This window comes from Promicromonospora xylanilytica (genome assembly GCF_054782895.1).
This window is the reverse complement of record NZ_BAAGRP010000069.1, coordinates 67,075-86,635: the sequence shown is the minus strand read 5'-3', so window position 1 is coordinate 86,635 and position 19,561 is coordinate 67,075. Positions and strand designations below refer to the sequence as shown.

General features: G+C 72.4%; 16 protein-coding genes and 1 tRNA gene. 10 read left to right on the top strand and 7 right to left on the bottom strand.

The genetic code is table 11. The features are described 5' to 3' along the window. Positions 1 to 59 precede the first annotated feature (59 nt). Positions 60 to 1,376 carry a 13E12 repeat family protein gene (locus tag ACYVK7_RS20530; protein WP_460889563.1) on the bottom strand — a complete coding sequence of 439 codons (1,317 nt, stop codon included), beginning with the start codon at positions 1,374 to 1,376 and terminating at the stop codon, positions 60 to 62. 196 nt (positions 1,377 to 1,572) lie between these two features. Here ACYVK7_RS20530 and ACYVK7_RS20525 point away from each other — a divergent pair, with 196 nt between their 5' ends. From ACYVK7_RS20525 to ACYVK7_RS20515, 3 genes are all read left to right on the top strand, one after another. Continuing rightward, positions 1,573 to 3,234 carry a PHP domain-containing protein gene (locus tag ACYVK7_RS20525; protein ID WP_460889562.1) on the top strand — a complete coding sequence of 554 codons (1,662 nt, stop codon included), beginning with the start codon at positions 1,573 to 1,575 and terminating at the stop codon, positions 3,232 to 3,234. A 202-nt stretch (positions 3,235 to 3,436) separates the two neighbouring features. Continuing rightward, positions 3,437 to 3,862, top strand: a complete 426-nt coding sequence (locus ACYVK7_RS20520) for a hypothetical protein (RefSeq protein WP_460889561.1) — start codon at positions 3,437 to 3,439, stop codon at positions 3,860 to 3,862. A gap of 176 nt (positions 3,863 to 4,038) precedes the next feature. After that, the gene (locus ACYVK7_RS20515; protein ID WP_460889560.1) at positions 4,039 to 5,661 is read left to right on the top strand and encodes a D-alanyl-D-alanine carboxypeptidase family protein; all 1,623 of its coding nucleotides are present in this window, start codon (positions 4,039 to 4,041) and stop codon (positions 5,659 to 5,661) included. A 79-nt stretch (positions 5,662 to 5,740) separates the two neighbouring features. Here ACYVK7_RS20515 and lysA read toward each other — a convergent pair whose 3' ends face one another. After that, positions 5,741 to 7,102 carry a diaminopimelate decarboxylase gene (gene lysA, locus ACYVK7_RS20510; protein ID WP_460889559.1) on the bottom strand — a complete coding sequence of 454 codons (1,362 nt, stop codon included), beginning with the start codon at positions 7,100 to 7,102 and terminating at the stop codon, positions 5,741 to 5,743. Continuing rightward, a complete protein-coding gene (argS, locus tag ACYVK7_RS20505; protein ID WP_460889558.1) occupies positions 7,099 to 8,760 on the bottom strand; it encodes an arginine--tRNA ligase in 1,662 nt (553 codons plus the stop codon). The genes lysA and argS overlap by 4 nt, the downstream gene beginning before the upstream one ends. A gap of 176 nt (positions 8,761 to 8,936) precedes the next feature. Between argS and ACYVK7_RS20500 the strand changes: the two genes are divergently transcribed. The 3 genes from ACYVK7_RS20500 (at position 8,937) to ACYVK7_RS20490 (ending at position 11,421) form a co-directional block, all read left to right on the top strand. Continuing rightward, positions 8,937 to 9,009: transfer RNA gene (locus tag ACYVK7_RS20500), tRNA-Arg, on the top strand. Positions 9,010 to 9,340: 331 nt separating this feature from the next. Further along, complete coding sequence (locus ACYVK7_RS20495; protein WP_460889557.1) at positions 9,341 to 10,705, top strand: sensor histidine kinase; 1,365 nt, start codon at positions 9,341 to 9,343, stop codon at positions 10,703 to 10,705. 59 nt (positions 10,706 to 10,764) lie between these two features. After that, the gene (locus ACYVK7_RS20490) at positions 10,765 to 11,421 is read left to right on the top strand and encodes a LuxR C-terminal-related transcriptional regulator (protein WP_460889567.1); all 657 of its coding nucleotides are present in this window, start codon (positions 10,765 to 10,767) and stop codon (positions 11,419 to 11,421) included. On the opposite strand, the gene ACYVK7_RS20485 is transcribed toward ACYVK7_RS20490, so the two are convergent. Next, complete coding sequence (locus ACYVK7_RS20485) at positions 11,406 to 12,056, bottom strand: TetR/AcrR family transcriptional regulator (protein ID WP_460889556.1); 651 nt, start codon at positions 12,054 to 12,056, stop codon at positions 11,406 to 11,408. The two genes, ACYVK7_RS20490 and ACYVK7_RS20485, sit on opposite strands and share 16 nt — an antisense overlap. A 94-nt stretch (positions 12,057 to 12,150) precedes the next feature. On the opposite strand from ACYVK7_RS20485, the gene ACYVK7_RS20480 reads away from it, so the two are divergent. Both ACYVK7_RS20480 and ACYVK7_RS20475 read left to right on the top strand, forming a co-directional pair. Next, positions 12,151 to 12,711: an STM3941 family protein gene (locus ACYVK7_RS20480; RefSeq protein WP_460889555.1), complete on the top strand. Its 561-nt coding sequence runs from the start codon at positions 12,151 to 12,153 to the stop codon at positions 12,709 to 12,711. An 83-nt stretch (positions 12,712 to 12,794) separates the two neighbouring features. Beyond that, positions 12,795 to 13,460 carry a CYTH domain-containing protein gene (locus ACYVK7_RS20475; RefSeq protein WP_460889554.1) on the top strand — a complete coding sequence of 222 codons (666 nt, stop codon included), beginning with the start codon at positions 12,795 to 12,797 and terminating at the stop codon, positions 13,458 to 13,460. Positions 13,461 to 13,469: 9 nt separating this feature from the next. On the opposite strand, the gene ACYVK7_RS20470 is transcribed toward ACYVK7_RS20475, so the two are convergent. The 3 genes from ACYVK7_RS20470 to ACYVK7_RS20460 form a co-directional block, all read right to left on the bottom strand. Then, positions 13,470 to 14,351, bottom strand: a complete 882-nt coding sequence (locus tag ACYVK7_RS20470; RefSeq protein WP_460889553.1) for a M15 family metallopeptidase — start codon at positions 14,349 to 14,351, stop codon at positions 13,470 to 13,472. A 157-nt stretch (positions 14,352 to 14,508) separates the two neighbouring features. Next, positions 14,509 to 15,555, bottom strand: a complete 1,047-nt coding sequence (locus ACYVK7_RS20465; protein ID WP_460889552.1) for a hemolysin family protein — start codon at positions 15,553 to 15,555, stop codon at positions 14,509 to 14,511. After that, positions 15,552 to 17,012 carry a hemolysin family protein gene (locus tag ACYVK7_RS20460; protein WP_460889551.1) on the bottom strand — a complete coding sequence of 487 codons (1,461 nt, stop codon included), beginning with the start codon at positions 17,010 to 17,012 and terminating at the stop codon, positions 15,552 to 15,554. Before ACYVK7_RS20460 ends, ACYVK7_RS20465 begins: the two co-directional genes overlap by 4 nt. 207 nt (positions 17,013 to 17,219) lie before the next feature. Here ACYVK7_RS20460 and ACYVK7_RS20455 point away from each other — a divergent pair, with 207 nt between their 5' ends. Continuing rightward, positions 17,220 to 17,993 (top strand): response regulator transcription factor, encoded by a 774-nt coding sequence (locus ACYVK7_RS20455; protein ID WP_460889550.1) that lies wholly within the window; start codon positions 17,220 to 17,222, stop codon positions 17,991 to 17,993. Between the two features lie 13 nt (positions 17,994 to 18,006). Next, positions 18,007 to 19,164, top strand: coding sequence for a sensor histidine kinase (locus ACYVK7_RS20450; RefSeq protein ID WP_460889549.1), 1,158 nt, complete (start codon positions 18,007 to 18,009; stop codon positions 19,162 to 19,164). Positions 19,165 to 19,561: the final 397 nt, after the last annotated feature.

Genomic DNA, 19,561 nt, shown 5'->3' with positions numbered 1-19,561 from the left:
CCATCGAGTACGAGACCATCATGAACCCGACCGTCAGCCTGGCGGCCTAAACCCAGCTGTCACCTATCGGCGCACCAGTCCCTGGTGCCGTCCTGGACGGCTGGTGTGATGTGGTCGAGGTGGCGGATGGGTGCGTCGCACCAGGAGGTGCGGCAGATGCCCTGGTCGCGTACGCGGAGCAGGTCGGCGAGCCCGTCGGTGAAGAAGCGTCGTTTGCTGCTCGTGCCGACCAGGTTCCCGGTGTTCGTGCTGTAGACGGCGCGGAGCCAGGCGGCGTCCAGGTCCAGGCCGTTCGCGACCAGGTTGCGGGCGATGTCCGCGGGGATGCTCCCGTGTCCCGCGCCGGTGTCGTCCAGCACGACGGCGGGTTCGTGCCCACCGGCCAGCAGTGCCTGGTCGGAGACGACGAGGTGCACCGTGACCGGGATGTCCCCGGCGTGCTCCTGGCCCGTGACGCGTTCGACGAGGGTGTCGGCCATGATCTGCCCGACCCGCCGCTCATCGCCGGCGTGCCGGGCGGTCTCCGCGGCGAGCTTCAGCGCCGCGTACGCCTGTACACCCTGCGCGACGGGGAGCAGCGCGGTCAGGTACGTCATCGTGTCCGGGGCGGGGCGCAGGGTCACGCACCGGTCCGCTGCTGCTCTCACGGCCCGCCGGACCAGGGCGGCCGGGTCGATCCGGCCCACGTGCTCCTTGATCAGGCCGACCAGGCGCCTCGTGCCGACACCCTCGAGCACTGCCGGGTCCGCGCACAGCAGCTCGTCCACAGCCTGCCGGCCGGCCAGGCTCAGGCACGTGGTCTCCTTGACCAGCAACGTCGCCCGTTCCGCGGACAGCCAGCCCGCACGCAGGGCGTCGAGGGTGTGGGGCATCTCGGTGTGCCACACGTGCGCGACCGCGAGCAGCGACCGTGCCCGGTGCGGCGAGACCCGCAGCGCGAGACCGGTCTGCTGGGCCACGTCCCGCTCCGCGTCCCGGACCGCGGACCGGACCGTGACCGGGACCTGCCGGCCCCGAGCGTCGTGCACGGTGCCACCCGAGGCCAGCGCCTCCTCCTTCGCGGCCCGGACCTCCTCGTCACGCAGATCGACCAGCACCCGCGACTGCGCGGCCACGACACCCGCAGCCAGGTCCTCCAAGGCACGCAAGACCGCGACCCGTGCAGCGGCGTCGGCCGGACCAGAACCCGACACCAACCACCCGTGCACGGCCGCGACCGCCTCCGCCGTCACCGCACCCGCGAGCGGGCCGGCGTCGGAACCGGTGTCAGAGACCCGTGCCAGGCTCACACCAACCGCGCGCTGGGCATCACCGCCCGGCACAGCCGGCAGCACGCCACCGACCACCGGCCCTCGCGAACCACTCTCCCTGAACATGCCACCATCATATGGTACACCTGTTCGATTTGCCTCTCGAAGAGGCACATCGCCCGGACCGCGGATGGGCCGTCCTGGACGGAACAGAGCCGGAGATCGACGGCCGACCGACAGGCGCCCGACACCCGAGGTTCACGCGCGTGCCTCCGGGTCGCGCCACCCTGTGGCGTCACCACGCTCTGCCGCAGGAGGAACCATGCCCCATCCGTTCCGTGCCACTGATCTGCCCACCTGGGCCGATCCGTCTGTGCCGGCCTCGTCCCTGGACCCCCAGGGCGCCTCACGCCGCACCTTCCTGCGCCTCGGCATGGCCGGTGGACTCGCGCTCGCCGGCGGCGCCCACGCCGGCGGCGCCGCCGCCTCGGGCCGCCCCGGCGACCCGCAGCTCGCGTGGCTCGTCGGCGACCACCACGTGCACACCCGCTACAGCCACGACGCCAAGTACGACTTCGACCAGCTCGCCACGAAGGGCGCGGAGCTCGGCCTGGACTGGATGGTCTTCACGGAACACAGCAACCACGGACACCGCGACAAGGGGGCTGCCGCGGAGCACGCGGAGATCATGGCGGCGCGGGCCCGTCACCCGCGTCAGCTGATCTTCCAGGGCCTCGAGTGGTACATCCCCGCTGCCGAGCACGGCACCGTGTTCGGCGCGCCCGGCCCGTACGAGGTCGAGCTGCTGCGCGAGTTCGAGCGCAGGTGGGACGCCAAGCTCAACGGCTGGGACGCCGACCTGCCCGAGAACGAGCAGCGCGCGGTGCAGGCGCTGCGCTGGCTCGCCGCCCAGAAGGCGAACGGCTACGTCGATGACGTGCTGGTGCTGGCCAACCATCCGTCCCGGCTCGGCATCGACTCCCCGCACGAGATCCGGGCATGGCGCGACGCCGCGCGCGGCGTCCTCATCGGCATGGAGGGCGCGCCGGGCGCCCAGGGCGACGCCGATCCCGCCTGGGTCGCCTACCGCGGCAGCACGCGCGCCCAGCGGGGCGAGTACAACAACGCACCGCGCCCGGACTCCTACTCCGGCTACCCGATCGAGTCCTACCGGACCTTCGGTGGATTCGACTGGATGACCGCCACCGTCGGAGGCATGTGGGACGCGATGCTGGCCGAGGGCACCCAGTTCTCGATCACGTCCAACTCCGACAACCACCGCACCATCTGGGACACCTGGCGCGACGGCGACATGCCGCCCGGGGAGAACTTCGACTCCCTGGGCTGGAAGCCGTCCCCCGTCGACACCGGGACGCCTCAGCCGGGGAGCGACTTCTGGCCGGGCGAGTTCAGCCGCACCCACGTGGGCGTGACCCGGCACGGCTACCTCGACGTCATGGACGGCCTGCGGCGCGGCCGGGTCTGGGTGGACCACGGGCACCTCGTGGACGCGCTCGACGTCCGCCTCGTCGGCGCCCGCGGCGGTCGTGGCAACGGCACCACACTCGGCGGCCGGCTCGCCGTGGAGCGCGGGACCTCGGTCGAGCTGACGATCAAGGTGCGCAGCGCGCACCGGCCCAACCCGCACGGGGTGCTGCCTCGACTCGCCCATCTCGACGTGATCCGGGGCGCCGTCACGGGCCCCTCGGCCGACCGGGACAGCTGGCGCGCACCGGACACGCGGGTCGTCGAGCAGATCGACACCAGCAGCCGGTCCGGCACCTACAACCTGCGCATCCCGCTCGGCCGCATCACCGAGTCCTGCTACATCCGCCTGCGTGGCAGCGACGGCAACCGCCACGGCGCCGGGTTCCTGGGAGCGTCGATCGATCCGGCGGGACCACTGCCGCACGCCGACAACGACGGCGACCCGTGGGCGGACACGTGGCTCTACACGAACCCGATCTACATCGACGTGCGCTGACCGGGGCCCCCGCATGCGCTAGGTTTCGGTGCCCGACCTGCCCTCTTGCCGATGGAGCACGATGCGCCGCCTGATCACCACGTCCCTGGCCCTTCTGCTCGTGAGCGGGTGCGCAAGCGCCGTGAGCGGCGGACCAGAACCGGCTGCGCCGACACCCCATGCGTCCGGACCCGCCTCCACACCGACACCGTCGACGCCTCAGATGCCGGCCGCTGCCTCGCCATCCGAGGCAGCGCGCCTCGGGCCCGAGGAGGCCGCCGTCCGGTACCTGGAGATCGTCCGCCCGTACAACGAGGCCCTCGAGGCGCTCGAGACGGCGATCAACACGGGGCAGCCCGTCGAGGTCCAGCAGGAGCGGGCGACAGCGACCCTGACAGCGCTCCGCGCGGAGATCAAGGAGCTGCGCGACGCGCGGTGGCCGACCGACGTCGAGCCGCACGTCCTGGCGCTGGCCGACGCGGGCGACGAGGCGGTTCCGTCGTGGGAGGCGGCTATCGCCGCGACGACGTCCGAGAACATGGTCGCCACGGTGCTGGCCGCGCTGGAACATGACGACCAGGGCGCTGCGGACGCGATCCGCCGGCTGCTGGCCCTCGACCAGTACGACGAGAGCGACTACTCCTCGTAGCAGCTCGCCCACCTCCGAGACGCGACAATTCGGTTGTTGCATGACGCGTCAGTAGCGCTACCCTAGGCGTTCCCGAACGACGGCGTCGGGCCGCGACCTGCGTCGATACACGTATCGATCGGGCAGCCCGGGCACTGCCGCCATGGATACGCGAGGCCTGAGGGGGCGTTTGACCAGTGAGGGAACAGCCGAGCGAGCACGAGCCAGGTGCGGCGTTCATCCGCAAGCACGGGGCACGGCTGCGCCGAGCGGCGGATAGCCGCCGCGTCCGCCACGCGTGGACCGGGGTCATCGCCCTCGCGATGACCGGCGGGGTGCTCGTCAGCGCGTCGGCGAGCACGGCGACGTCGACCAGCCCCGTACTGGACACGGCCGAGGGCACCACGGCGGCTCCGGCGCGCGAGCCCACCGACGTCGGGCAGTCCCGTCCGGGCCGCACGAGTCACGAGACGCGAACCGGGACGGACGCCGTCACGGTGGGCCAGGTGCTCGCGGTGCTGGACCGCGCCGAGCGCACCCTGCGGCAGGCGTCGTCGCCCAACCCGCGGGTGGCGCAGGCCGCGGCCGAGCTCGGGATGCTCTACACGACGTACGAGGCCCAGCAGCTCGCGCTCGCCGCGGCCGCCGAGCCCCTCCGGGTGGAGACCGCCCCGGTGGCCGGCCGGGCACGGACGATCCCGGCGACCGAGGCGACGTCGGCGGAACCGGTGTCGCGGGTCGTGGAGAAGACGCCGCAGCAAGCCACCGTTCAACCGGCCCGCGCCGACCATGCCCACTCCCGCGCCGAGCCGCAGGATCCCGGGTACGTCGCCTTCGACGAGGTGGCCGTCGCGGCGATGCGGCTCGCGAACATGCTCGATCCCTCGTCGCCCACCGCGCTCGTCGAGACGCTCCCGGATGCCGAACCGTCGCTGCGCCGCAGCCTGCTGGAGACCGTCGCTGCCTATGGTGAGTCCACCGCCGGGTACGCGAACGGCCGCATCCCCGCCGGCGCGCTGTGCCCGCTGCAGTTCGCGCCCGGTCACCTGCTGCGCTGCGACGCGGCCGAGCGGCTCACGGCGCTCAGCGTCGAGTTCGAGAAGGAGTTCGGCTACCCGATCCCGCTCACCGACTCGTACCGCTCGTACGCCATGCAGGTCGCGGTCCAGGGCAGCAAGCCCCACCTCGCCGCGATCCCCGGCACCTCGAACCACGGCTGGGGCCTCGCGATCGACCTGGACGACCCCGTCGCGGGCGGCAGCTCCCCCGAGTACGTCTGGCTGCGGCTCCACGCGCCCGACTACGGCTGGGACAACCCCTCCTGGGCGCGCCTCGGCGGCGCCAAGCCCGAGCCCTGGCACTTCGAGTTCTTCGCGGCCGGTTCCATCCCCAACCGCGCCATCGACCCGGCCGACGTCGGCACGTGGGCACCCGCGGAACAGGCAGCGCACGGCGATACGAGCCGGGGGTTCCGTCCGGCGTCCGGGCAGAGCCCGTCGAGCACGAGGCCGACGCAGGACAGCGCGGACGAGCACAGGACGGGCGGCGAGACGGGCAGCGGCTCGCAGCCCGCCGACGAGCCGGCGGCGCCCGTCGAGCCGGAGCCGTCGAGGCCCGATCCCGAAGAGCCCGCTGCCGAGAAGCCGTCCGAGCCCGAGCCCACCGACCCGCCCACGAAGGAGCCGGGCAGCGGCTCCGGTGCCATCGACGACACGGTGAAGGCCGTGGACGACACGGTCAACGGGATCGTCACGGGCGTCGGCGACACTGTGGGCGGCCTGCTCGGCGCCGGTGGAACGACGAACGCCACGAGCAACTAGGAACAACGTACGAGTGGGCGCCGCCGGCCGTCCGGCGGCGCCCACCGGCATGCAGGCTTCTTCAGGAAACCTGGTTGGGTCAGCCCTGGTCGAGACCCAGCAGGTCGTCCTCGGTCTCGCGGCGCACCAGCACACGCGAGCCGCCGTCGGACACCGCGACGACGGGCGGCCGCGGGAGCATGTTGTAGTTCGACGCCATGGAACGCCCGTAGGCCCCGGTCGCGGGGACCGCGAGCAGGTCACCCGCCCGCACGTCGGCGGGGAGCCGCACCTCGTGCACCACGATGTCCCCCGACTCGCAGTGCTTGCCCACCACGCGCGCCAGGACCCGTTCGGCCGTGGACGACCGGCCCACGACCTCCGCGTGATACGCCGCCCCGTAGAGAGCTGGGCGGATGTTGTCGCTCATCCCACCGTCGACGGACACGTAGGTACGGGTGAGCTCGGCGCCGTCGTCGCCGGAGACCGTGACCGGCTTGACCGTGCCGACCGTGTAGAGCGTGAGGCCCGCCGGGCCGACGATCGCCCGCCCGGGCTCGATCGAGAACCGCGGCAGGCTCGTGCCCAGCTCCTGGCACACACCGGCGACCGACTGCGCGATGTCCTTCGCCACGCGTTCCGGGTCGAGGGCGACCTCGCCGGGCAGGTAGGCGATGCCGTAGCCACCACCGAGGTCGACCTCGTCGACCAGCACGCCGGAGCGCTCGGCCAGGTCCGCACGCAGGCGCAGCACCACGGCGGCGGCCGCCTCGAACCCGTCCGGGTCGATGATCTGCGAGCCGATGTGCGAGTGGATGCCGAGCAGCTTCAGCTCGGGATGCTTCAGCACCTCCAGCAGCGCGGTCATCGCGGGGCTCGCGGAGCGACCCGCCGGGTTCACGGAGAGCCCGAACTTCTGGTCCTCATGGGCGGTCGCGATGTACTCGTGCCCGCCCGCGTGCACCCCTGTGGTCACGCGGACCATCACCGGCGCCACGACTCCGAGCTCGGCCGCGAGCTGCGCCACCCGCTCGATCTCGACCAGCGAGTCCACGATGATGCGGCCGACGCCCGCGTCCAGCGCACGGCGGATCTCGGCGTCGGACTTGTTGTTGCCGTGCAGACCGATCTCAGCGCCCGGAACCTCCGCACGCAGCGCGACGGCGAGCTCGCCGCCCGACGCGGTGTCGACGCGTAGCCCCTCCTCGCGCGCCCAGCGTGCGACGGCGACGGTGAGCAGCGCCTTGCCCGCGTAGTACACGTCCACACCGGCCCCGACAGCGCCGAACGCCGCCTCGAACGCCGTGCGGTATGCCTGGGCACGACGGCGGAAGTCGGCCTCGTCCAGCACGTAGGCGGGCGTGCCGTGCTCAGCGGCGAGGTCGCGGACGTCGACGCCCGCCACGGCCAGTGCGCCGTCCGGCAGGCGTCCGACGCCGGTCGACCAGGGTGCGCCCGTCACATCCGCTCCGGAGCGCTCACGCCCAGCAGGTCCAGGCCGTTGGCGAGGACCGTGCGGACGGCGTCGTTCAGCCACAGGCGGGCACGGTGCGCGTCGGTGACCTCCTCGTCCGCGTACGGCGTGACGCGCAGCTTCTCGTCGTCGTTGTACCAGGAGTGGAAGTCGCCGGCGAGGGCCTCGAGGTAGCGGGCCACGCGGTGCGGCTCCCGCAGCTCGGCGGCCTGCGCCACGATCCGCGGGAACTCCGTGAGGCGCCCGATCAGCGCAGTCTCCGAGGCGTGCGAGAGCTGCGCCGGGTCGAATCCGTCCACCCGGCGCACGCCACGCTCGACGGCCTTGATCCCGATCTGGACCGTGCGGCTGTGCGCGTACTGCACGTAGAACACGGGGTTGTCGTTGGACTGCTTGATCATGTCCTCGCCCTGCAGCTCCAGCGGCGAGTCCGCGGGGTAGCGGGCCAGCGAGTAGCGCACGGCGTCCTTGCCGATCCAGTCGACCAGGTCGCGCAGCTCGATGATGTTCCCGGCCCGCTTCGACAGCTTGGCGCCGCCGACGTTGACGAGCTGCCCGATCAGCACCTCGATGTTCGACTCCGGGTCGTCCCCCGCGCAGGCCGCGATGGCCTTGAGCCGGTTGACGTACCCGTGGTGGTCGGCACCGAGCAGGTAGATCTTGCCCGGGAAGCCGCGGTCCTTCTTGGACAGGTAGTACGCGGCGTCGGAGGCGAAGTACGTGGGCTCGCCGTTCGCCCGGATCATCACGCGGTCCTTGTCGTCCGTGAAGTCCGTGGTGCGCAGCCAGACGGCGCCGTCCTTGTCGAAGACGTGGCCCTGCTCCCGCAGGCGGGCCACCGCCTTGTCGACTGCGCCGGAGCTGTGCAGCTCGCGCTCCGAGAACCAGACGTCGAAGTGGACGCCGAAGCCCTCCAGCACCTCACGGATCTCCGCGAGCTGGTGCGCGTAACCGGCCTCGCGGGCGACCGCGACGGCCTCCTCGTGCGGCAGCTCCGGCAGGTCGGGCCGGTCGGCGAGCACCTTGGCCGCGAGCTCCTTGACGTACTCGCCGCGGTAGCCACCCTCCGGCACCTCGCCGCCCGTGGCACGCGCGAGGACGGACTCGCCGAAACGGTCCATCTGCGCGCCGGCGTCGTTGATGTAGTACTCGGCGGCGACGTCGGCACCGGCCGCGCGGAGGATTCGTCCGAGCGAGTCCCCCAGCGCCGCCCACCGCGTGTGGCCGATGTGCAGCGGGCCGGTCGGGTTGGCGCTGATGTACTCCAGGTTGATCACCTGGCCGGCGAGGGCTTCGCCCCGGCCGTAGCCTGCGCCCGTCTCCACGATCGTGCGGGCCAGCTCACCGGCCGCCGCTGCGTCGAGAGTGATGTTGAGGAACCCAGGTCCGGCGACGCCCACCGACTTGATGCCGGGGGTCGCGCCGAGGCGCGCCGCGAGGTCCTCGGCCAGCGCACGCGGCGTCGTACCGGCCTTCTTGGCGAGCTGCAGGGCCACGTTCGTCGCCCAGTCTCCGTGCTCTCGCTGCCGGGGTCGCTCCACGTGGACCGACGCGGGCACGGCGTCGGCAGGCAGGGCGAGGGTGCCGTCGGCAACGGCCGCGGCGAGGGCAGCGCTCAGCGCTTCAGAGAGCTCAGTGGGTGTCACGGGCCGATTCTATCGGCCGGGCCGAGGTCGCCGTCCTCTTGTCCACAGGCCCGCCGACGTCGACGCGTGCTGCCCCGCGCCGCACGCTCACCGATATCGATGCTCGCCCACCCGCCCAGTGCTGGTAGTCTGCTCCGTGCGTCGAACGTGAGCCCACGGGCCGTTCGACACACCGCGCGCCTGTAGCTCAGTGGATAGAGCATCTGCCTCCGGAGCAGAAGGTCGGGGGTTCGAATCCCTTCAGGCGCACCGTGTGATGACGCGGGACATCGTTGATAGATGTCTCGCGTCATCGTTTATATCTGAGAGCCCCGCCATCGGCCGGGCTCTCGTTCGTCGGAGGTCGGGCCGGCTGGCGTGGTCCGCTTCGAGCATGCACTTGGGCATGGTTCTCGGCCGTCAAGCATGCGTGATCGCGTTCTGGAAGCGGACCTTTGCCCGAAAGGACCTCGCCCACGGGTGACCCGTCCGGCCGACCGGCTCTCAGGCGGCTGGTCGAACGCCCCGCGGGGGACATCCCTACCCTCCGGCGAGGGCACGCACCCTGTACCGACTGCTCACCACGCGGGAGCCTGGCAGCATGACGACCATGCCCTTCGACCGGTCCTCGCGGAACGGCGTGACGCCCGGCTGGACGCGCCCCCTGAACGCACTGCGCTCCTCGGTCACCTGGCGTTCGTACGCCTACCTGTGGCTCGTGCTGCTCCTGGCCCCCTTCGCACTCGCCTACGTGCTCTTCACCCTGGCCTTCACGGCGGTGACGGCGGTGACGGTCGTCGGACTGTCGGCGGCGGGCTGGCTCGTGGTCGGCGGGCGTGGGTGGGGCAACACGTACCGCGGCCTGGCGAGCGACCTGCTCGACACGCACGTCGACGCACCACCGCCCCGGCGTCCGCGCAGCGGGTTCTGGCGTGTGCTCGGCGGCCTCCTCGGCGACCTGGCCGGGTGGCGCGCGCTGCTGTTCATGGTCGCGTCGTTCCCCACGGCGCTCGCCGGGCTCGTCGTGAGCACCGCGTCGCTGGCGGTGGGCCTCGGCGGTCTGACGTACTGGATCTGGTTCCGGTTCCTGCCGGCGGGCCTGGCCATGGACGCGGGCTGGCACACCGTGCCGGGGCTCGCTCTGGTCGCCCTCGGCGGCCTCGCCGTCCTGCTCCTGTGGCCGTGGGCGCTGTTCGCCGGTGTCGCTCTGCCCAAGCTCCTGACCCGGGTACTGCTCGGCCCCACCGCGGCGAGCCTGCGCATCGCCGAGCTGGAGGGCTCCCGGGCAGGCGCGGTGGAGGACGCCGACGCGCGCCTGCGCCGCATCGAGCGGGACCTGCACGACGGCACGCAGGCGCGCCTGGTAGCGGTCGGCATGCAGCTCGGCGAGGCGCGCGAGCAGCTGGACTCCGGGCATACGGGCACGGTGGCCGAGCTCCTCGAGATCGCGCACTCGTCCACCAAGGACGCGTTGGCCGAACTGCGCGAGCTGGCGCGCGGCATCCACCCGCCCGCCCTGGACAGCGGGCTGGCCGTGGCTCTCGAGACGCTCGCGGCGCGGGCGGCACTACCGGTCGAGGTGCACGTCGACCCCGAGGTGGAGGCGTTCGGCCGCTTCGCGCCGGCCATCGAGTCGATCGTCTACTTCTCGATCGCGGAGCTGGTCACCAACGCCGCCAAGCATGCCAAGGCCTCGAGCGTCGGCGTGCGGGTCGGGACGGGGCCCGACGGCCGGCCAGGCAGCCTGCGCATCCAGGTGCGGGACGACGGCCGTGGCGGCGCGTCGGTGGTCCCGCCCGACGGCTCGGGGCTGCGTTCCGGCCTCACCGGCCTCACCGAGCGGGTCCGTTCCGTCGACGGCACGTTCGACCTGTCCAGCCCGGTCGGCGGACCCACGGTGGTGACGATTACGCTTCCTGCGGTGAGCACAGTGCCCCGCGCCGCCGGTCAGGGCGGCCCCGCATGACCGAGTCGAGCAGGACCGAGCCGAGCAGGACCGAGTCGAGCGCCCCGCCGTCGGGCAGCCTGCACGTGGTGCTCGCCGAGGACTCCGCGATCCTGCGCGACGGTCTCGTCGCGCTGCTGACCAGGCGCGGGCACGAGGTGACCGCCGTGCCGGACGGCGAGAGCCTGGAGCGCGAGGTCGCGCGCCTGGCTGACACGGGCGCACCGCCCGACGTCGTCGTCGCCGACATCCGTATGCCGCCCACCTTCACGGACGAGGGCCTGCGGTCGGTGGTCGCCCTGCGGGGCCGCCACCCCACGCTGCCCGTGCTGCTGTTCTCCCAGTACGTGGAGACGGCGTACGTCAAGACGCTGCTGGCGGGCGACGCCCGCGGGGTGGGCTATCTCCTGAAGGACCGCGTGGTCGACGTGCGGGAGTTCGCCGAGGCGCTCGTGCGCGTGGCCGGCGGCGAGACCGTGCTCGACCCGGAGGTGGTCTCCCAGCTCATGGGCGCGGCCGACCGGCAGCCGGAACCCGCACGGCTGACCAGCCGGGAGCGCGAGGTGCTCGCGCTCATGGCGCAGGGCCGCTCCAACGGCGGCATCGCGGAGACGCTGTTCGTCTCCTTGAAGACGGTCGAGAAGAACGTCGCGGCCATCTTCCAGAAGCTCGACCTGCCGCATGACGCGGCGGACCATCGCCGGGTGCTGGCGGTGCTGCGCTACCTCGGGACGTGAACTGTCGGCCCACCGGGCTGCGCCGCATCGCCCGACCGCGCCGCGGCCCGGAACCCGAGGGTGCGCAGCACGCGCCAGAAGTAGGCGGCGATCTCGTCGGCCGGTGTGTCGTCGGGATAGTTCGTCAGGTGGACCGCCACGGCGCCCGTGAGCAGGGCCTGGACCATCTCGAGGTCGGCGTCGGGGGCCAGCTCGCCGTTCTCCCGCGCACGAACGACCAGGTCGTGGACGCTCTGGTCGCGTGAGTCGGCGCTCGCCGCGCGGAACGCCGCCCACAGCTCCGGGTGGTCGCGCGGCACCGACATCATGCGGCGCAGCACTCTGCGGGACCGTGGCTCGCTGAGCCCCGCCGACCAGGTGGCGACCAGGTCGGCGAGGCCGGGCCGGTCCGGGATCCGGAACGAGACCAGCACCGCCGACTCGTTCGCGACGAGCGCCGCGACCACGAGGTCGTCGCGGCTCGCGTACCGGCGGTAGACGGTCGTGCGGGCCACCCCCGCGCGCCGCGCCACCTGCTCGATGCTCACACCGTTGACGCCCAGGTCGGCGATCAGGTCGAGCGCCGCGGTGAGCACGGCCGCGTCCGCCGTGGCATCCCGCGGCCTCCCCGGCGCGCGGCCCGGCTGGTTCTGCATCCGGGAAACGATACGCGACTGTCGCGTATCGGTGAGGTCAGCATCGACGACGTACCGCAACCGATTCGTGACCCTGTGCCGATAGTGTCCCGGTATGCCCGACGAGTCCGTGGACTTCTATCCGTCCCGTGCGCACGTCCTCATCCTCGCCCTGACCACGCTCGCGCTCGTGGTGCTGTGCGCGGTGGCCGCCCGCCTCGGCTTCGACGCCGCCCAGACCACCGGCTCACCGGCCGCCCTGGTCACCGTCTCGGTGAGCGCGATCGGCGCACTGGTCTTCACCGGCGTGGGCCTCCTGGTGGTGCGCCGCCTGCTGCTGCCCACCTGGCCCGTGCTCACGCTCGACGACGAGGGGCTCACCGACTGGCTGCCCAACCTCGGTGTCGAGCAGGTGCTCTGGTCCGAGGTCGCGGGCGTCCGCGCCGCCCGGCTGGGCCTGCGGCGGGTGCTCGCCGTCGACGTCACGGACCCGCGGGCGGTGGTGGTGCGCCAGCGCACGTTCGTCCGCCGGGTCGCCGCCTCGGTCAACGTGGTGCTGGTCGGCACGCCCGTCGTCCTCAAGCCGGGAAGCATCGACGGCCACCCGGACGAGGTCGTGGCCGCGGTGCACGAGTTCGTGTCGGGTCGCGCTCCTGGCGCCGAGCCCGTTGCGTAGACTTCCTTGAGTCATCTGCGGACCGACATCCGCCGAGAAGCATCTACCGAGCACTATCTGCCGACCATGGCGAGGGACCTCTCATGAGCGACGATCGCTTCGACGAGCCCGGCCCGGACGACGCCGACCGCGGCTACGCCGACTTCGAGTTCGAGCGCCGGTTCTTCGTGCGCGAGCTCCCGGCCGAGCTCCGGGACGCACCGGCCCTCATCGTGCAGTCCTACTTCCTGGCCGACGACGGCTACGCCCTCCGGGTCCGGGTCCAGGCCGGTGAGGTCGACGCCGACCTCACCGGGGACACTGATCCCGCCGACATCCTGCGAGCGCACACCGGTGACGTCGACTTCGCCGCCGTCACCGTCAAGGGACCCGCGGTCGGCGGCACGCGCTACGAGGCCGAGCGGGAGCTGGACCCGAACGTCGGCATGGAGCTGGTGCGCCGCGGCGGGGCACCGATCGTCAAGATCCGCTACGCCGTGTGGCTCGGCGCCGACGGCTGGTCCATCGACGTGTTCGGGGGCGCCAACCATCCGCTCGTGGTGGCCGAGTGCGAGCGCTCCGGCCCGGTCACCGGCCTGCAGATCCCGGACTTCTGCGTCACGGAGATCACCGACGACCGCCGGTTCTCCAACGAGTCCCTGGCCATGGAGCCCTACAGCGCGTGGGCACCCGCGTTCGCCGCGGAGCTCGCGAGCGAGGGCCCGGTGTTCCGCCAGGACTTCGGGCCCAACACCCACCTGCGGCTCTGAGCGCGGGCCTCAGCCCTGCCACTCGCCCTTCTCGATGACGCCGGACACGAACTCCCAGTGCCACGGCTCGTACTTGCTGCCGCCGAGCTGCGCCCAGGAGGGGTTCTGCCAGCCGTAGGACGGCGCGTTGGCCCAGAGCCACGAGAAGACCTCGCTGTTCCCCGTCTCCTTGGAGCAGAGGTCGATCGCGAGACCCCAGCCGTGCATGGACGTGCCCGGTGAGGCTGCGTACCACCCGCGGGAGGCCTTGAGCTCGTACTGCGTGTCCAGGTTGCGGTAGCTCGCCACGAGGCACAGCTCCCGCCCGAAGGACGCCCGGAACGCCTCGTTGAGCGCGCCGAGCGACATCGCGGCGTCGGGCCGCAGGTACTCCCCCGGCTGCCACAGCTCGCACAGCGAGTGGTCGGTGAGCGCGCCGTTGGTGCCGGTGACGGTGGCGTTCACGTCGCACTCGGGCAGGGGGCTGCGGTCGAGCGAGCGGCTGGCCGCCGACGCCGGCCGGGTGATCGTCTCGGCGCGTACCACCGAACCGGAGGTCTCGGGGCGTTCCACCGGCTGCGTCACGAGGTCGAGCGTGCTCGGCCCGGTGGGCGGCGCCTTGACGTCGAACGGCGACTCCCCCGTCTGGTTCACGGTCTGCGTGAGCGGCGCCGCGATGGTCGCGGCGGCCAGCGTGCCGATCACCGTGGCCCGGGAGATGAACCGCTGGCCGGCCGGCACGGAGGACGTCGGCCGGGCGGACCGTGGGACGGGCCCCGTGACGAGCTGGTCGAACGACGTGGTGCCCCGCGTGGACCGGGCTCGTGTGGCCTGGGTGCGCTGCTCCGCCTCGCGCCGGGCACGGCGCGTCGCGAGGGCAGGCTGCGTGCTCGTCACAGCCGTGGACTCCACTGGTCCTCCGTCGTCAGGTGTCCCGCGGCCCCTCGCGGTGTCGTTTGTCGCACGCGACACTAACCGCGGTCGGCCCGCCTGCCAACCCCCTGCCGGGCACACCCGCGGTCCGCGCAACACGTGCCCCGTACCTGGTCAGGTGGTGCTCAGGTGGTACTCAGCGGCGCTGCATGGCATCACGCACCTCGCCGACGAGCTCCTCGAGGATGTCCTCGAGGAACACGACGCCGAGGAGCTCGCCCTGCGCGCCCTCGACCCGCGCGAGGTGGGCGCCGGACCGCTGCATGACGCGCAGGGCGTCCTCGACCTCGTCGTCCGGCGCCACGGCGGCCAGCGCGCGCACGCGCCACACGGCCACCGGCTCGAACCTGGCGTTCCCTGTCGCGTACAGGACGTCCTTGAGGTGCAGGTAGCCGACCAGGTCGTCGCCCGCCTCCCCGTGGGCGACCACGGGGAACCGGCTGAAGCCGTGCTTCGACACCAGGCGTTCGACGTCGTCGGGCGTGCTGGTCTCGTCCACGGCCACCAGACCGTCGACCGGCACCATGACGTCGCCCGCGGTCCGGTTGGAGAACTCGATGGCGCCCGTCAGGAGTCCCTGCTCGTCGCGCAGCACGCCCTCGGCCTGGGAGTGCTCGACGATCGACTGCACCTCCTCGGCGGTGAAGGCGGAGGCCACCTCGTCCTTCGGCTCCACGCCGGCGAGCCGCACCGCGTGGTTCGCCACCCAGTTCAGGCCGACGATGACCGGCCGCAGCACGCGGCCGAGGAACACCAGCGGCGGCCCGAACCACAAGACCGCCTTGTCGGGACCGGCCACGGCGAGGTTCTTCGGCACCATCTCGCCGAGCACCACGTGCAGGTAGACCACGAGGGACAGCGCGATGACGAGCGCTATCGGGTGCGTGAGGCTCTCGCTCACCCCGATGCTGTGCAGCGGCCCCTCGAGCAGGTGTGCGAGCGCCGGCTCCGCCACGATGCCGAGACCGGTGGAGCAGACGGTCACGCCCAGCTGCGCGCAGGCGAGCATGAGGGACACGTGCTCCATCGCCCACAGGACGGTGACCGCCCGCCGGTCCCCCGCCGCGGCGAGGGGCTCGATGGCGCTCCGGCGCGCGGAGATGACGGCGAACTCCGCGCCCACGAAGAACGCGTTGCCCGCGAGCAGCACGAGGCCGATCACGAGCGCGGTGGTGGTGCTCATCGGTTCGCCCCCTTCTCGCTGCGCGGCCGGTCGGCCCTGACGTGGTGGTCGCCGGTCCCGCCGTCGTCGGGCTGGGGCCGGACGCGTACCCGCTCGACGCGGCGCCCGTCCATGGCCTCGACGCGCAGCGTCACCCGGGAGACCGCGTCCCCGACCGTGACCTGGTCGCCGATGGCGGGCATCCGGCCCAGCTCGGCCATGACGAGCCCGCCGAGCGTCTCGTACGCGGCACCCTCCGGCACGTCGATGCCGGTGTACTCGTCGAGCTCGTCGGGGCGCAGCACACCGGGGACCACCCAGGACCCGTCGGCGGCCCGCGAGGCGCCGGCGCGCCGGGGGTCGTGCTCGTCCGCGACGTCACCCACCAGCTCCTCGACGACGTCCTCCAGCGTGACGACGCCAGAGGTGCCGCCGTACTCGTCGACGACCACGGCCATCTGGAGGCCGAACCCGCGCAGCTCCACGAGCAGCGGGCCCAGCCGGACCGTCTCGGGGACGCGGGGCGCGTCCACCATGAGCGCGGCCGCGGGCACCTCGCCCCGGCGCTCGTGCGGCACGCCCACGGCGCGCCGGAGGTGCACCAGGCCGACGATGTCGTCGCGGTCCTCGCCGATCACGGGAAACCGCGAGTGGCCGGTACGCCGGGCGAGCGAGACGACGTCCTCCGCCGTGGCGGTCCGGTCGACCACGGACATGCGCAGGCGGTCGGTCATGACGTCGCGGGCGCAGAGCGTGTCGAGCTCGATCGAGTTGGTCAGCAGGGTCGCGACGGACTCCTCGAGGGTGCCCTCCTCGGCCGAGCGGCGCACCAGAGTCGCCAGCTCGGACGCGGACCGGGCCCCGGACAGCTCCTCCCGCGGCTCGACGCCGAGGCGGCGCAGCAGCGCGTTGGCAGAGCCGTTGAGCGCGGTGATCAGCGGCTTGAACGTGATGGTGAACACCCTCTGCAACGGCACCACCACGCGCGCGGTGGCCAGGGGGGTCGAGAGCGCGAAGTTCTTGGGGATCAGCTCACCGCACACCATGGAGAACACGTTCACCAGCACGACGGCCAGGACGCCCGCGAGCCCCCCGGAGACGGCCGGCGGCACGGAGGCGGCGCCGAATGCCGCCGACAGCAGGGAGTTCAGTGCGGGCTGGGCCGTGTAGCCCAGCAGGATCGTGGTCAGGGTGATGCCGACCTGGGCGGAGCTCAGCTCCGTGGAGAGGTGCCGCAGCGCGGTGCGCACGCTGCGGTCGCGTACGCCCTGGCCAAGCCCGGGCCGGGCGCCGTTGGCGGCAGTTGCGGTGGGACGGGAGTCGGACCGGGTCCGGCCGGGTCTGTCTCCCTCCGAGTCGTCGGAGTCGCCGATCACGGCGGGGTCGATGGTGACGAGAGAGAACTCCCCCGCCACGAAGACAGCAGTGCCTGCTGTGAGGAGGACGCCGACAGCGACCATGATCCAGTCGCCGGTCATCTCGTGCTCCGGATGACGCGGGGGGAGTCCGGTACGTGCCAGGAACTTCGGTCGGGATATCGCTCGATCATCGTGCGATAGATCGTAGCGGGAACACCGTCCGCCCGGCTCCGGGAGCACGGGCGGGACGCGGCGCGGAGGCGGTCTGGCCGAGACTCTCAGGCCGGCCTCAGTGTCTTATCAGGGAGGTGCAGGCATGATTGACCTATGTCATCTGGTATCCCCCAGCCGCCTGGGGCCCCGCAGCAGCCCGGTCCGGCGTCGGCCGCAGCCTCGACCGGCCAGCAGAGCGCGACCGTGCTCGTGGTGGAGGACGAGCCGACGATCGCTACAGCAATCGCCCAGCGGCTGTCCGCCGAGGGCTGGCGTGTCGAGGTCGCGCGCGACGGCTTGTCCGGCGTCGACGCCGCCTCCCGGCTGCGCCCCGACCTGGTGGTGCTCGACGTGATGCTGCCAGGCATCGACGGGCTCGAGGTCACGCGGCGCATCCAGGCAGAGCATCCGACGCCGATCCTCATGCTCACCGCGCGGGACGACGAGACCGACATGCTCGTGGGCCTCGGCGTCGGCGCGGACGACTACATGACCAAGCCGTTCTCGATGCGTGAGCTGGTCGCCCGGATCAAGGCGCTGCTGCGCCGCGTGGACCGTGCGGCACAGGCAGCGGCGACCACCCCCGCCGACCCGCCCATGATGATGGGCGACGTCACGGTGGACCGCGCCCAGCGCCGCGTCTACCGCGGGGGCGAGGAGGTCCACCTGACCCCCACCGAGTTCGAGCTGCTCGTGATGCTCGCCGGGTCCCCCAAGACCGTGCTCACGCGCGAGCGCCTGCTCGCGGAGGTCTGGGACTGGGCGGACGCCAGCGGCACCCGCACCGTCGACTCCCACATCAAAGCGCTGCGCCGCAAGCTCGGCCCGGACCTGATCCGCACCGTGCACGGCGTCGGGTACGCGTTCGAGCCGCCCGCGAACCAGTGACCCGGGCGTTCGCATGAGGCCGCACGTTCCCCGCGTCCCTGACGTGCGGCCGCTCGATCCGCTGCGCTCGCTGAAGATCAAGCTCGGCGTGCTGGTCGCGGCCACCGTCACGGCCGCGGTGCTCATCACCTGGCTCGGCCTGCAGGCGTCCCTGGGGCCCAGCCGCACGTTCCCGCTGGCGATCATCCTGTCGCTGCTGGTCACGCAGGTCCTGGCCCGCGGCATGACGTCCCCGCTGCGGGAGATCACCGAGGCGGTCCAGGCCATGGCCGACGGCGACTACACGCGACGGGTGCGCGCAACGAGCAGCGACGAGGTGGGGCAGCTCGCGCACGCCTTCAACCGGATGGCCGAGGACCTCGCCTCGGTGGAACAGACGCGCCGCGACCTGATCGCGAACGTCTCCCACGAGCTGCGGACGCCGGTCGCCGCCCTCAAGGCCCAGCTGGAGAACATGGTCGACGGCGTCGTGGAACCCACGCCCGCCGCGCTGGAGCAGGCGCACGCGCAGACGGAACGCCTGACCAGGCTCGTCACCTACCTGCTGGACCTCTCGCGCATCGAGGCGGGCGCCTCGGCCCTGAACGTCGGCACCATCGACATCGGCGACTTCCTGGAGGACTGCGCGGAGGACCTCTCGATGGTCGACGCGGCGAAGGACCTCCACTACGTCGTCGACGTCACGCCGGAGGACCTCGCCATCGAGGGCGACGCCGAGCGCCTCCACCAGGTGGTCATCAACCTGCTGCAGAACGCGATCCGGCACTCGCCGCAGGGCGGCGTCATCCGGCTGGACGCCTATCCGGTGGACGGCACGGAGGGATCCGACGTCGTGCTGGAGGTCAGCGACGAGGGTCCGGGGATCGCGGCGGCGGACCGCGAGCGGATCTTCCAGCGGTTCGTCCGGGGTACCGGGTCGACGGCGGACCGGGGCGGCGACGGCAGGGGCCGCGACGACGACGCCGAGGTCTTCGCCGGCGCGGCGGCGGGCGGCGGCACCGTCGGGTCGAGCGGCGGGACCGGGATCGGCCTGGCCATCGTCCGCTGGGCGGTCGAGCTGCACGGCGGGCACGTCCAGGTGGTCGACTCCGACCGCGGCGCGACGATCCGGGTCACCCTTCCGGCGCGCGCGCACCCGGCACCAGGAGTCTCGACCACCCACGCGGACTGAGCGCGCGGCCGAGCGGCGCGGCGGAGCGGCGCGGCGGAGCGGCGCGGCGGAGCGCGCGAGAAACCGAGAAGCCTAGGGGCGCGAGCGGTCAGAGCGTGAGACGGAGTCCCGTGATTTCTGTCACACGCGCCAAAGGTTGTCCCCGCTACATAACGTCGCGTTGGCGACTTCGAGGCCGAATGTTGCCCAGGGTTTGCTCTGGGTGCGGGAAACATGACGAACCAACTTCTTTGGCGCCAGGACGCGCCGCAGCGCGTCCGCCGTCACACCCACCGAGCGGCCCGAAGGGCCTACCCTTGGAGTGTCCGAAAACATTCGGGCTGTGCGCGCTGCGAGGGCGGCGTGCTACGAACGCAACTGTGGTGAAGGTGGGCGATCCGCGCGTGTCCCCTAAGGC

Excerpts from the sequence above, each read along its gene's own strand:
- ACYVK7_RS20530 (WP_460889563.1), bottom strand. The coding sequence starts at position 1,376 with ATGTTCAGGGAGAGTGGTTCGCGAGGGCCGGTGGTCGGTGGCGTGCTG.
- ACYVK7_RS20525 (WP_460889562.1), top strand. The coding sequence starts at position 1,573 with ATGCCCCATCCGTTCCGTGCCACTGATCTGCCCACCTGGGCCGATCCG.
- ACYVK7_RS20520 (WP_460889561.1), top strand. The coding sequence starts at position 3,437 with ATGCCGGCCGCTGCCTCGCCATCCGAGGCAGCGCGCCTCGGGCCCGAG.
- ACYVK7_RS20495 (WP_460889557.1), top strand. The coding sequence starts at position 9,341 with ATGACGACCATGCCCTTCGACCGGTCCTCGCGGAACGGCGTGACGCCC.
- ACYVK7_RS20485 (WP_460889556.1), bottom strand. The coding sequence starts at position 12,056 with ATGCAGAACCAGCCGGGCCGCGCGCCGGGGAGGCCGCGGGATGCCACG.
- ACYVK7_RS20480 (WP_460889555.1), top strand. The coding sequence starts at position 12,151 with ATGCCCGACGAGTCCGTGGACTTCTATCCGTCCCGTGCGCACGTCCTC.
- ACYVK7_RS20475 (WP_460889554.1), top strand. The coding sequence starts at position 12,795 with ATGAGCGACGATCGCTTCGACGAGCCCGGCCCGGACGACGCCGACCGC.
- ACYVK7_RS20465 (WP_460889552.1), bottom strand. The coding sequence starts at position 15,555 with ATGAGCACCACCACCGCGCTCGTGATCGGCCTCGTGCTGCTCGCGGGC.
- ACYVK7_RS20460 (WP_460889551.1), bottom strand. The coding sequence starts at position 17,012 with ATGACCGGCGACTGGATCATGGTCGCTGTCGGCGTCCTCCTCACAGCA.
- ACYVK7_RS20455 (WP_460889550.1), top strand. The coding sequence starts at position 17,220 with ATGTCATCTGGTATCCCCCAGCCGCCTGGGGCCCCGCAGCAGCCCGGT.
- ACYVK7_RS20450 (WP_460889549.1), top strand. The coding sequence starts at position 18,007 with ATGAGGCCGCACGTTCCCCGCGTCCCTGACGTGCGGCCGCTCGATCCG.